Annotated in this window: 8 protein-coding genes; all 8 read right to left on the reverse strand. The window is 51.1% G+C overall.

The features are described 5' to 3' along the window. Window positions 1-112 precede the first annotated feature (112 nt). The 8 genes from C5469_RS18065 to tssK are packed head-to-tail and all read right to left on the reverse strand — an operon-like array spanning window position 113 to window position 12,700. Complete coding sequence (locus C5469_RS18065) at window positions 113-1,459, reverse strand: VasL domain-containing protein (protein ID WP_166309603.1); 1,347 nt, start codon at window positions 1,457-1,459, stop codon at window positions 113-115. A gap of 52 nt (window positions 1,460-1,511) precedes the next feature. Further along, the gene (gene tssM, locus C5469_RS18070) at window positions 1,512-5,057 is read right to left on the reverse strand and encodes a type VI secretion system membrane subunit TssM (RefSeq protein WP_166309605.1); all 3,546 of its coding nucleotides are present in this window, start codon (window positions 5,055-5,057) and stop codon (window positions 1,512-1,514) included. Continuing rightward, a complete protein-coding gene (tssA, locus tag C5469_RS18075) occupies window positions 5,054-6,481 on the reverse strand; it encodes a type VI secretion system protein TssA (protein ID WP_166309607.1) in 1,428 nt (475 codons plus the stop codon). Before tssA ends, tssM begins: the two co-directional genes overlap by 4 nt. Window positions 6,482-6,486: 5 nt before the next feature. Next, window positions 6,487-7,134 (reverse strand): type VI secretion system-associated protein VasI, encoded by a 648-nt coding sequence (gene vasI, locus C5469_RS18080; protein ID WP_166309609.1) that lies wholly within the window; start codon window positions 7,132-7,134, stop codon window positions 6,487-6,489. Beyond that, window positions 7,131-7,931 (reverse strand): Fis family transcriptional regulator, encoded by an 801-nt coding sequence (locus C5469_RS18085; RefSeq protein WP_166309611.1) that lies wholly within the window; start codon window positions 7,929-7,931, stop codon window positions 7,131-7,133. Before C5469_RS18085 ends, vasI begins: the two co-directional genes overlap by 4 nt. Then, entirely contained in the window at window positions 7,928-10,567 is a 2,640-nt protein-coding gene (gene tssH / locus C5469_RS18090; RefSeq protein WP_166309613.1) for a type VI secretion system ATPase TssH, read from the reverse strand. Before tssH ends, C5469_RS18085 begins: the two co-directional genes overlap by 4 nt. Before the next feature lie 10 nt (window positions 10,568-10,577). Continuing rightward, the gene (icmH, locus tag C5469_RS18095) at window positions 10,578-11,348 is read right to left on the reverse strand and encodes a type IVB secretion system protein IcmH/DotU (RefSeq protein WP_422615868.1); all 771 of its coding nucleotides are present in this window, start codon (window positions 11,346-11,348) and stop codon (window positions 10,578-10,580) included. Next, window positions 11,348-12,700: a type VI secretion system baseplate subunit TssK gene (tssK, locus tag C5469_RS18100; protein ID WP_166309615.1), complete on the reverse strand. Its 1,353-nt coding sequence runs from the start codon at window positions 12,698-12,700 to the stop codon at window positions 11,348-11,350. The genes icmH and tssK overlap by 1 nt, the downstream gene beginning before the upstream one ends. Window positions 12,701-12,702 lie beyond the last annotated feature (2 nt).

The raw sequence follows: 12,702 nt of genomic DNA on the forward strand, positions 1-12,702 counted from the left end.
GTGTAAATTCAACCACGGCAAAGGTTTGAGCCGGGAGGTTACCCACGGTGAGGGTAAAAATCAGTCCTGAATCTGCCATTATTTTCCTCCTGATGACATTGTCATGTGGTGTTTATTGGCTTAACGGATTGAGCGGTTGCTCCGGTGTGGTCAGTCCGGCGTCTTTTTGCAACGCGTAGTAACGGTTGAGCAGGGCGTTAAAGCGGTCGTCGGTCTTTTTTATCAGTGCCGGGGAGACGGTTTGCCCCTGTTCTATCGCCGCAGAGAACTGGCGCAATAGCTCTTCCAGCGGTACTTCACGGTTGTGGCTGTTCTGTATCTGATAGATAGCCGTTTTCAGGTAAGAGAGGGTGAAACTGCCCCGGTTGCGCTCCTGTTCAAGGATTTTGTCGGCCAGTTGCTGGAGCTGATGCCGGGTCTGATTCCAGCTGCCGGGTATCGGGGCGTTCTCCAGTCTTACGGCCTGTAACTGCCGCCAGCGGCCGGTTTCATGTTGTTGTTTGTTGTCCAGTGGCCAGGTTTTCTGCGCCATATTGGTTAGTTGCTCGGCATTTTGTAATACGACCAGCGGGGAGGTGTCTGTTAACCGGGTTAACTGTTGTCCATAGGTTTGCAGGTCGGGTTGATATAGCCAAGCCAGTCGCGCGCCGTCCGGGGTGTTGGTCAGTGCCGTGAGTTGTTGTTGTAACGGTTTGTAAAACCCCAGCCAGCTGCTGATCAGGACAAATATTCCCAGTAGCGCACCCAGTCCGAAGCCCTGTAAGGCACTCATTGACCGGGGAGGCGGCTCAGGAAAACGGACCTGCACTTTGGGTTGATCGTCATAGCTAGCATCATAGCCGGTTTCGGGTTCTGCCGGTTCCGGCTCTGTATTGGCGAGGTAAACCAGCGGTGGCATCTGCACCGGTTTGGCTGCGGGTTTGGGTATGATGCGGGCACTTTCCAGTTTTTTCGCCGTGTTCTGGAAAAACCACAGCAGGTTTTCGACTTTAGGCAGGCGTTTCAGATCGGATTGTTGGAGTCGGTCAACTATCAGCTGTAAGGCCCGTTCCGCTCGATAAATCATGCGCAGGTCGCGCGTGGTGTAATCGTGCTGGCGTAACGCATTGCCGCTGCGGGTGTTAAACCAGTCGAGCATTTCGGTCCGTACCGTCGGCTGTGGCGGCCATAGTTCATCCCACTGGCTGACAATCACGCCGGCCAACAGTTCACAGCCTTCGGTAAAACCGGACAGACCGCTCAGCTGCATTCGGGCCAGGGTGTAGTAAATTGCACTTTGTAAATCGACGCCGTGGGAGCGGAACAGGGTCAGGGCCAGTGATTCAATCAGTTGCCAGTTCACTGCCGGCTGAGATGGGTGGTTAATTTTATTAATTTCTTCGCGTATTGCGGTGAATGCCGGTAGGTTCATCGGATTACCGCCGGCACGGATAATCAGGTTTTCAGGGTGTTCACTCATGGCAGTTCATCCTTGCCAGCCCCCGCTGACGCGGGGGACAGGTCTTTTTTTATTAGTAGAGGGTGTCAGGCAGTTTGAATCGGCTAAACAGGCCACCGGCAAACGGGTTGTCGGATTCATCCACGTAGATACGGTAGGTCATATCGCCGCCATCAACGGAGAACAGCACATCAAACGAATCCTGACGCACGTTGGTCAGCTTGCCGCTGTTAATCAGCCGCAACTGAGCCCATGGGCCGGTGAAGCTGATTGAACGCGGGGATTTGCCGCTGGCATCCGGTATCAGGGTGAGCTGGCTTTCCACCCCGGCGCGCATGGAGTTAGGCCAGACTAGATGCACGATGCTGCTGCGACCATGGGAATAATCAAGCAGCTGTCCGTCAAGATTGAGCAGGCTTCGGCGTTTGTTGCCGGTCAGGCTGATAGGCTCAATGGCGAACTGGGTACCGAGGCCACTTTGCGGGGTGAAGAAGGTGTCGCGGATACGGTCAGCCAGCTTCAGTTGTGCCAGCACATCCGGACGGATAAGTTGTTGACCGTCAGCGCTGTAGGTTAGGTTGTTTTCAACAAACGGTTTGAGGTTCTGCTGATAGAAGGAGTCCAGTGTCCCTCCCGGACGGAAGAAGCGGTCAAACTCACTGAGCGGGACATCTTGAGTAGCATCCGGATTGAACGGATAGCGTCCGGCCAGATAGGTCTGGTACTGTTTGACTACGCTGTCATGCCATTCGACTTCCAACGAGCGGACGGCTTCCATCATGACTACCCGCCATGTTTGTTCGGCCAGTTCGCCAACCCAGCGGTTAAGTGGCTCTGGCAGGTTTTTCGCCATCTGCTGCACGTCGAAAATTGGGTCGCTGTTGTTCTGTTCAAGCCGTAACTGAACGGCTTTCAGGGCGGCTTTGCCCGGCACCGGTGCGTTCTGGATAGCCAGCAGGTAGCGGTGTAGTGCAGTTAGTTTTTGGTAAACTTCCTGTAGAGTGCTGTTTTTTTCACCGTATTCCATCAGTACCGCAGTTTCCGGGGCGAATTCCCGGTTGACACGCACCAACAGGCGGTAGTCCGGCGCATCACGTAACTGCTGTTGTTCTTTGGCGGGCAGGGTATCGTTAATCACCGGTAGGCGGGTGTTGTCGCTGAGGATTTGCAACGCCCGGCTGATTGGCTGTTCCCCGCTGATGACCTGCTCAATGGCGCCGATGGCCTGCGGGATATCAGTAAAATCGCGGATGTCCAGATTGTTCATGGCGCTGCGCCAGGTGGCGGTGTAATCGCCCAGATACTGTTCGGTAATTTGCCGTTGGATTTCTTTACGGTCAGTTTCGCTGTACTGGACGTTGTGCGACAGGTTCAGCACCCAACTGTCCATCACGGTGAGGTCAATCAGCTGGTCGTCCTGTTTGACGAAGTAGTTGTTCAAACCATTCATTGTCAGGAACTGTGGGATAATCAGCTGTTTGTCATTATTGGCGATAAAGATACTGTCAAAACTGGGGCCAATTTGGTCGCGCAGGTTGAGCGGTGGGGGCAGTGAGTCCTGGGCTTTCAGGCGCAGGTTCTGATAGACCCGTTGGTAAATGGAAAGCTGACTGAGTTCCTTCTGGGCATTGATGAGTGGGAGCTTGTAAGGCGCGAAGCTGCTAATGGCTGCCGGGTCACCGGCTTCCCGTGCGGCCCGCCAGTCGGTGTGGTCCAGAGCATAGTCTAGATGGGTCAGCAGCTGTTCCTGCATCGGGCGCTGGCCGTTAAAGGTGCGGCTCCAGCGTTCCCGCATATACTGTTCGACCAGCGATTTATTGCGACCACTGCCATCTTCCAGCATCCGTATGATACGCAGTACTTCCAGTTTTTCTTCACTGCCTTTGGGGGCGTGATTCAGGTCATCTAGCAGGCCGTTCATCAGGGCTGGCAGGAAGCGCTGGGACAGTAGTTGCAGATAGGTGCTTTCGACATACGGACCAACGTCCGAACCCTGATAGAGTCCCATATCAGCGAGCAGCCCTTTATGATGGTAATCGCCGTAGGCGAGGGTGGCCTGCCGGACAGGGTTGAGCAGGGGCAACTGTAAATTGCCGTTACGGTCTTCCCCTTTGGGTGGGGGAACGGATAGGAAGTTTTTAGCCTGCGTCAGGACTTCTTCGCCGGCCCGGTAGTTTTTCTGATAGTAGTAGTGCCAGCCGGTCCATAGGGTCAGTGCTACGACTGAGCCGGCAGTGGAGAAGGTCAGTAGTTTTCGGCGGTTCCGGCTTAACCATAGGCGGTTCTCCGCAGCCAGATTGGGTTCGGCCAGTAGGACCTCTTCAAACAGCGCTCGGGTGAAATAGGGGGCGGTATCGGCGACCGGCCAGGTTGGAAATGCCTGGGGCCCCAGATGATACTGCACGGCGGCAGACTGGGTGAAGGTGTCATCCATCTGGCCGATTTGTTTCGACGAAGTGAGATAAACACCGCGCAGCCCGGGTTGTGCCGGTCCGCCGTTGTAGAGCAGGCCATCCAGTAGCTGTACCAGATAGCTGTGCAACCCCTGTATCTGACGGGTAAAGCTGAATAGCGGACCGCGTTGGCTGATATCCACTTTGTTGAGCATCATATCCGGCATAGCGGCGTTAAGCTGTTGCATCCACTGGTGCCAGAATTGTGCCAGTTCGGTGCGCCAGCCGTCCTCATCTGAGGCGTTCAGGCTGAAGGTGACCCCCAAGATCTGTGCGCGCTGTGGTCTGTCCAATGACTGGTATGCTGCACCAAATCCGTGTAGCAAATCGAGTTTGGTCAGTACCAGATAGAAGGGAAGATGGTTGTGTAAGGTTAACCGCAGATCTTGCAGGCGCAGGTGGAGCGCAGCGATATACCGTTCACGTTGTTCTTTGTTGTCGGTCAGTAAACGGTGGGTATCCACTGTCAAGATAATACCGTTAAGAGGCTGACGCTGACGGTTTTCGGTCAGCCAGGTAAGCAGGGCATGCCACAGACGGGTGGGCAGTTGGGGCTTGTCGCTGTCCGGCATGGCTGTTTGGTCAATAAGGAAACCGTCCGGGTCGATAATGACCGCTTTTTCTCCTAGCCAACAGCGTAGGCGCAGTGGAAGACCATCTTCCCCTTTCAGAGCGTCTGGGGCGGAAATGTCAGTCAATTTGTAACCTTCCTGGATAAGCGAAGTTTTGCCGCTGTCGGTGTTACCAATCATTAAGTACCAGGGGCGTTGGTAAAGGTAATCCCAGGTGCCGAGATGGCGTTGTAGCTGCGCTTTCCAGTGGTTGAGGTAGCTGTCCTGACGAGTAATGTCGGTCAGCACCGGATCAACGACTTTCAGTTCTACATCTAGTTTTAATTTTTCCAGTTGCTGCAAACGACGCCAGATTTTTGTGCCAACAAAACCCAGCACCACTAAGATAATGATAGCGGTTGCCAGCCAGCGGGCAGAGAGATTTTCTAGCGGGTAAGTTTGCTTGAACTGCCAGCCCGGTCCCCACCACCATATCCAGATAAGAGCCAGGCAGGGCAGAAGAGCCAGTATCAGCGAGAATGTGGCTTTGAGTGGTGGCAGACGCGGCATTGCCGGTTTTTTGATATTTTTCAGAAGAAGAGAAAGCCAGTTCATGGGTTAACACTCCTGTTTGCTGCCGTATCCTTTGGCGGGCAGTGAGTTGAGGCTTTTTCTGCCAGTCCTGCCAACAGGCTGGGTTCCCAATGGGTGAGTAACATGTGTTGTCCTGCCTGCAATAGATGTCGGTAATGTTGTTGCGCCAGTGCGGTCATTCCCGCCTTTTCAAGCAATTGTGCCGTGAGCAGTTGACCGTAGAACTGATCTCGGGGTTCAGTCAGTTGTTGCTGATGCTGTTCTGCTGCGTTGAGCGCCGCTTCCAGTCCATGTTGTTGGAAACATTGCCAGATAGCTTCTTGATCCTGAGTTGAGCCACCACTGCAGGCAGTGGTGGCTGGGGGTTGCAGCCAGTTCAGGGTTGCGGCTGAAATAAATGGGCTCATATCGGAAAAATATAGGGTCTGTAAAACCGGCAAGCGGTCAAGAAATGCTTTCAGTTCATCGCGGATGGCGTTGGCAACTGCGGTATAACCTAGTTTCTCGGCGGCTTGAGCTGCGATAGCATGTCCGTCAAGCCAGTAAGGGGCGAGCGTCAGGCTCTGCTCTATCTGTTGCAGTAAAGACTTATCGGCAGCAGGCAGTTTCGTTAGATAATCCGCGGTACGGTCTGTTGAGATGGGTGCCAGTGGAGTTTTGCCTTCGCCGTTGGCTATCGGTGCGGTAGTTAATGTGTGCCAGATCGCATAACGGCGCAGCCGGTAGCCCGTAGGGGAGTCAGGCTGGCGTTCGCATAGTAGATCGGCCACAGTCAGCAACGTCTGTTTCCAGGCTTTTTCACTGGAGCTGTCTACCGTTATGTCCGGTGCTGGGGTCAGCGCTGGGGGAATGGTAGGTTGTGTTGTGTTTTCTGTTGGTACAGCGGAGGCTGCGACCGGCTTTGGTGTCGGCTTGCGGGCATAACGGGAACGTAACTGATCGATCTCTTTAGCCAGTGCCGGTTCATCGGTATGCCAGCATTGCGCCAGATGAGCTAGTGCGCCTTGCGCTTCTTCCCGTTGAGTCTCATCCGCTTGTTCACAGAAGCTGGCCTGAGCAGAGTCAAAACGTTTAATAGCCTGTTGTGCCAGACGGCGCTTAAGCAGGGGTTTTTGTGGCCAGGCAATCTGCCAGTAATGTTTGATGTAATCGGCTAGCAGTTCCATTGCTAGTATTAGCTCAGCGGGGTTGCCGCTGTGTTGTAGTGTCCGCAACAGGTGAACCATCAGCCTGAAATCTTTACTTTTTTCGCTGAATAGTTGCAGCGCCTGGCGTTGGATTTCTTCAATGTTGATCGTGGAATGGGCCAGTGATCCCAGCTTAATCATTTCACCATCAATATATTCCCAGGCAGGTTCGTTCTCATTCAGTTCCTTGCTGGTCAGTTCATCTGATAGCGGTGTTAGCAGGAGTTCCTGCCAGTCAAATTGTTTCCTGATATCCATTGGGATCACCAACGACAGGCGGAGCGTAAGGGTTTCACCGCCTGTTCCAGTTGAGAAATGTTGAATGTCATCCGGTTTCCGTTGCTGGTTTTGATGGTCAGGGTGTCACCTGTCATCAGTCGTTTGAGTGTTTCAATGCCCGGTAACCCACGACTGGATTCCAGCAGGTAACCGTTTTCGCGTAAAAACCAGTCAGCACTGAATTGGGTTATGTCAGTCGAAATCATGACCGTACCACTGTCTTGTGGCGTAGTCAGGGCGACTTGTATCCGGGTAATGCTATCGATACAACTCAGTACAAGTACCGGTCGTGGAGGTGGAACGCCGATCGCAGGTGTAGTGAGTATGACGCGGGTCGGTATTCCTTTGGATTGAGTAGTGATAAAACCCGTTGAGTGGTCAGTCCGTTTCATTTCCTGTTCCATGGCTTGTCGCCAGGCAGGGCCAGTTTTTTCTAACGGAATGACGACAGCACTGTCCACTTTATCTAATAGACGGTCATAGCAATCCAGCCTGATCAGCGGTGAAGGTTCTGAACGGCATTGCAGTAAGGCCGGTAGCGAGGGCTCCGTTGTGGTTTCCTGAGCTGGCTGAATTTCAGGTGTGCCAGTCAGGGATGCGATTAATGAACTGACAAGTAAAAAGAAACTCATAATTTACACCTGTATTTCGCCAGCTTGTAGGTCAGTGTGCGTGGTGCAATGCCTAAGCTTTCTGCAATCCGTTTGGTGTTATCGCCATAGATATGTTGGCGTTGTACCAATACTGCACATTCAAACTCTTCAAGGGCCTGAGGCAAATTGTCGATTTTGCTGTAATCGTGAGAGATGTTGGCCGATGCTTTGTTTTCTGAGGTGGTGCTCAACGAAGCCAGTAGCTCATCAAGCTGTTTTTCTTTCTGGCGTTGAGCTTGAAAAACTTGACGAATTTGGCGTAGTTGTTCACGCAGTTGTTCCAACTCCTGTAATTTTTTCAGTCGGTGCTGCATTACATGGCAGTAGATGTAAAACATGTTGTTATCGTCAGCAAAGCGATGAGCATCTTCGGCGAAAACAGCAATCACACCACATGCTTGTCCGTTGCAGTTGAACAGTGGGATGGCATGCAAGCCACAGCGGTAGGGCAACTCTTCTATAAAGGTGCGAAAGTTCTGATTGTCTATTCGTACCCCTTGATTGAGTGATTCCCATGTCATAGGTGTGCCTTTATACAGAATTTGTACCAGCGGATGGTTGATATCGCCGATATTGACATCCAGTTGTAGGGCGCTTATCTGGTTTGGTGCTGGTAACCGATAACATTCCAGACGGTTTTCGTTCATGTTAAGTAGGGAAACCAGCAAGGCATCAAAACGCTGGCGTTGGTGATTCACCTGAAGAAAATGGTGAACCAGTTGCTCAATCGAGTCATTTTCCAATAACGCTAATGCGCTTTTCAGCCGTTGTTTCATTGGAGCTCCTCAACCACCGCGTTGAATTCATGTTCATCAACGGTTAGCTGGATAGCACGGATCTGCTTCCCTGAGGCCATTTTTTGCAGCAACAGCAGAGATAGCGGTGGTAACAAAGCGCCGTCAATGATTGACTCCAGCATTCGTGCACCGTTTTCAGCACGAGTTGCCCGTTGCAGGATCTCTTCAATCACGTTATCACTGATGGTGACCTCAGCATTGAAACGTTGACGCAGCAGGTTATCAAGGCGGGCCAGTTTGCCTTGGATAATAGTTTTCAGGGTGTCGTATCCCAGTGGCAGGTAAGGCACGACTTCCATTCGCGCTAGTAATGCCGGTTTGAAGAATGCCGCCAGTTCAGGGTAGAGCAGGTCATTCATCTCTTCCGGTTTATCGGCATTATCAACGATAGTTTGATAGCCAAGGTTGGATGTCAGGAAGAAGACGATATTTTTACAGTCAATCACCCGGCCTTCACCGTCAGCCAGTTCTCCTTTGTCGAATGCCTGATAGAACAGGTTGAGTACGTCAGGATGCGCTTTTTCTACTTCATCAAGTAGGACGACGGAATAAGGTTTCTGGCGAATGGCTTCGGTGAGTACGCCGCCTTCCCCATATCCGACATAGCCCGGCGGTGAACCAATCAGGCGAGAAACAGTGTGTTTTTCCTGAAATTCGGACATGTTGATGGTGGTCAGGTACTGACGGCCACCGAACATCAATTCCGCAAGTTGTAAAACGGTTTCGGTTTTACCGACACCGCTTGGCCCCACTAGCAGGAAGGCTCCCAGTGGGCGACCAGGACGGCGCAGGTCTGCTCTGGCAGTCAATAAATGTTGATGCAGGCATTTGATAGCAAGCTCCTGTCCTTTGATGCTTTGCCCCAGATGAATTGGTAGTTCAGTGACAATGGATAATTCACTCTGTGACAAACGGTTAAGGGGGACGCCAGTCCATTCGGCGATAACTGCCGCAATTTGGTTTTTATCCACATGAGGGGAAACCAGCGTTTGCTGTTGCTGTAACTGTTCCAACTGTTGATTAAGTTCAGACAGTTTTGCAACCAGTTCTTCTGTCACGATTTCCGCAGGTGTTTCGTTCTCTTCGGTTTCATCGGTTGCTTCATTTGTTAACAGTTGACGGCGCAGTTCAATAACTTGTTGAACCAATTGCTGTTGTTGTTGCCAACTGGTTTCCAGTTCAGCCAGTTTTTCTGCCGTTTCCTGCTGTTGTTGCTGAAGCTCAGCTAGCCGGTCAGTATGTTGGTTCAGCCCCATGCGTTGCTCTCTCGTCAGCACATCCGATTCCATTTGCTGCTGGTGGAGCTGATTTTTCAGTGCGGAAATCTGACGCGGAGGTGAAGTCAGATTAATGGCAACGCGTGCACAGGCGGTATCTAATACGTCAATAGCTTTATCTGGTAACTGGCGACCGGAGAGGTAACGGTCACTTAATACTGCGGAGGCTTTCAGTGCTTCATCATCGATCAATACGCCATGAGATTGTTCATAAATTGCCCGCAGGCCACGCATAATGATAATGGCTTCTTCCGCTGTTGGTTCGGCCACTTTGACCAGTTGAAAACGGCGAGAGAGAGCAGCATCTTTTTCAAAATATTTTTTGTATTCGCCCCAAGTGGTTGCGGCGATAGTTTTCAGTTCACCACGTGCCAGAGCGGGTTTCAGCAAGTTAGAGATATCCAGTCCGCCCTGTTGATTACCCGCACCAATTAGCGTATGAGCTTCATCAATAAATAGAATAATCGGTACGGATGACTGGTTGATTTCACTCATTATGCCTTTGAAACGCTTTTCAAATTCACCTTTTACCGCCGCACCTGCCTGTAATGCACCCAGATCCAGTGTCATCAATTCACTGTTGCGCAATTTTTCTGGTACCTGATTATCGATAATGCGCAAAGCTAGCCCTTCAATCAGCGCGCTTTTACCCACGCCCGCTTCACCCACTACAATTGGATTGTTTTTACGTCGGCGGCAAAGAATATCGATCATCAGGTCGATTTCGGCGTCACGGCACAAAACTGGGTCGAGTTTTCCCTGACGAGCCTGTTCTGTCATGTTTTGGGTAAAACGGGTGAGTAGGCTGTCACTATTGGCTGCGTTTTTGCCTTGTCCGTTTTTATCGTTTTCTACAACCGGTTGTTCCGCTGAACCTGCTGTCCACTGAGTAAAATTCTGGCGCAGTAATTCGCGGTTAATTCCCGATAGTAAACGGGAAGATTGTGGCGTCAGGTAGCGTAATGGGCTGAACAATAGTGTCATCAGCATGACACCGCTGCGTAATTCCTGGTGCTGCATCTCGGTTGATGCTAACAGCCAGCTATCCTGTAGCCATTCCACCAGCATGGGTGAGAAGCTGGGATAGGCTTGTACCATTGCCTGATGGTGAGGGACCATCTGATCAAGCTGTTCTTTCAGCAAGTCACTGTCCACTTCGGCTTGGCTGAAGATCGCTCTGACATCACTGAGAGGCGTGTTGATCATCTGCAACAGTAGCTGAGAGACCGTGATCTCAGGTTGCTGCTGACTGACACACTGCGCTGCCGCCGTTTCCAGAGCATGCCGGGTCATCGGATTTAAGCGGTTAACTAATGTGGGTAGATCAATCTGAATCATCGGTTATTTCCTAACTCAGTAAATTATTTAGCTGTTGTAATATGTTCTGGGTTTGGTTGTGCAGCCGGACAGCATAAAAGCTATAAACCACGGCGAGCAGACCAATACCGCTCCAGAGGAGGTGTTTGATAGTCAGACGCTTACCCAAACGGTAGCGGCTGTCATGCTCGTTGGCATTACTGTGCAGAATAGTGGGCGGTGCTTCGCCTCGCAGCGAGTGTAACTGTTGATGTAACCGGCGGAATAAACGCTCAAAATCATCACCTTTCTGCGAACTCACTTTGTAGCGACCACGGTAGCCGAGGCAAAAGCAGAGATAGATAAATTCCAGTAGATGCTGGTAGCGTTGAAGTTCACCCATCAAACGCTCCAGCAGCAGAAAGACTTTTTCACCACCCCAGGTTTCATTGTGGAATTGCACCAGTAAAGATTGTTGCAACCAGCCGTTCTGACTGTTCCAGCCATGACCCAGTGCAGTTTCATCAATGAAAGTACAGAGCATGTAGCGGAAAGAGACAATTGCGCCCGGTTCATAACCTTTGGTTTGTAAAAATTGTTCGATTGCCTGGATATCGGTGACGACTTGTTGATAAAGCTGGTCTGGTAGTGGCTCATCACCCATGTCTTTTAGACGCATAACCATGCCGAGCAACGGTGTTGCGGCATCAATCATCGGGTTCAGGCTTTCTCCGCGCAACGGTAACTGATACTGACGGTGCAAAGTAGTATCAGTTTCTACTTGCATCAAAATGGCGTTGTCGTTGATAGCTTTGTTCTTCATTAGTCACTCCCATTTCTGACTGCCCAGAATTGCAGGTCTAATCCGGGGAAATCTCCTGAAACATGGAAGGCAATGGAGGTACCTTTGAGAATGTCTTGCCATGCTGCACCTTGCTGATCAAAACGGAAATAGGTGTAGCCGGCGTGATAAGGCAACTGGCGAGGAGCGGCGGGAAGCGGAATCAGTCCTACGCCAGGCAACTGGACGCTGACCATTTCGCGGATTCTTTCCTGAGACGCGATTTTGGTCTGCTTAACAAACTGACGGAGTAATTGTTCTTGTGGGACCTCGGCACGGATGGCCAGAATGAAATCCGCTTTGGTCAATACATCGCGATCATGGATATTTGCCACCCGAATGCCATTTGACTGAGTTTGTAGTTTAATCGGGATCGCTCGTGGGGTCAGGACAACACCCATTGCTTCGCGGATGGAACGCATGACTTGATGGAATGTATCCGTCAGGCTGTCGTGATTATATTCCGGTATATCGCCCACTTGACGGGATTCATGAGTGAATGTTCTCAGTTCACCACAGGTTTGGATCAATTGGGTGAAAAAGTGTTCGGGATGCAGAATGGTTTGTCTGGCGTAGTGGGTAAACCACGGCTGAATCCGGTTAACTAACTGGAGCATCATAAATTCAGCAACATCGGCTACCCCTTGCTGACCGGGAGAACCAATCCGGTTAGCGAGTGATCTGGCTCGTTCTATCAGTGCTCTATCCACTTCATCCATATAACTTTTTAGTTTATTTGAGACATTAATAGACGTACAGGTTGGCACGAAATCTTCATTTAATATGATGGTTCCCGTCGGAAGCTTCTCTATTATCTGGCATAGCGGGAGTACGGTAAAAGCGCTGAGATCTTCTGAACCCTGTTTCAAAACCGGTGTCAGTTGTGCCAGTATGACCTGGCTGACATCACCGCCCTCCGTGTGCAGGTCCCGGATATCATTCACATGTTCGCGGTAGCGCATAGCGCCGGCGCTATTGGATTCTGGATGGGAGATTTCATTGAGGGTATCGTTGGCTATTGGCAGTGCCAGATAGATATCTTTGCTATTGTTCTCGTGAAGATCTATGACATCAAGGGGCTGAGGAGTGGCATCCTGATACGGAACGGAGAACATGGTACCATCTGGCATGATACCACTGGCTTCGATGATACCGATGCGTCCCAACGCGAGGAGATCTTTGTCAATAGTCAGAGAACTGAAGCCGTAACCATAACTGGTGAGGGACGTCAGGCGGCTGTGTGCCAGATAGTCATTATGTTTTTGTTGTTGTTGAAAGTGTTGTGGCTTGATGAATAATCCTTCGCGCCAAATCACCCGATTTTTGCCTGGCATAG

Origin of the sequence: Photorhabdus cinerea, assembly GCF_011189575.1 — a bacterium.
Lineage (GTDB): Bacteria > Pseudomonadota > Gammaproteobacteria > Enterobacterales > Enterobacteriaceae > Photorhabdus > Photorhabdus cinerea.

Coding starts and splice junctions, on each gene's coding strand:
- C5469_RS18065 (WP_166309603.1), bottom strand. CDS start 1,459: ATGAGTGAACACCCTGAAAACCTGATTATCCGTGCCGGCGGTAATCCG.
- tssM (WP_166309605.1), bottom strand. CDS start 5,057: ATGAACTGGCTTTCTCTTCTTCTGAAAAATATCAAAAAACCGGCAATG.
- tssA (WP_166309607.1), bottom strand. CDS start 6,481: ATGGATATCAGGAAACAATTTGACTGGCAGGAACTCCTGCTAACACCG.
- vasI (WP_166309609.1), bottom strand. CDS start 7,134: ATGAGTTTCTTTTTACTTGTCAGTTCATTAATCGCATCCCTGACTGGC.
- C5469_RS18085 (WP_166309611.1), bottom strand. CDS start 7,931: ATGAAACAACGGCTGAAAAGCGCATTAGCGTTATTGGAAAATGACTCG.
- tssH (WP_166309613.1), bottom strand. CDS start 10,567: ATGATTCAGATTGATCTACCCACATTAGTTAACCGCTTAAATCCGATG.
- icmH (WP_422615868.1), bottom strand. CDS start 11,348: ATGAAGAACAAAGCTATCAACGACAACGCCATTTTGATGCAAGTAGAA.
- tssK (WP_166309615.1), bottom strand. CDS start 12,700: ATGCCAGGCAAAAATCGGGTGATTTGGCGCGAAGGATTATTCATCAAG.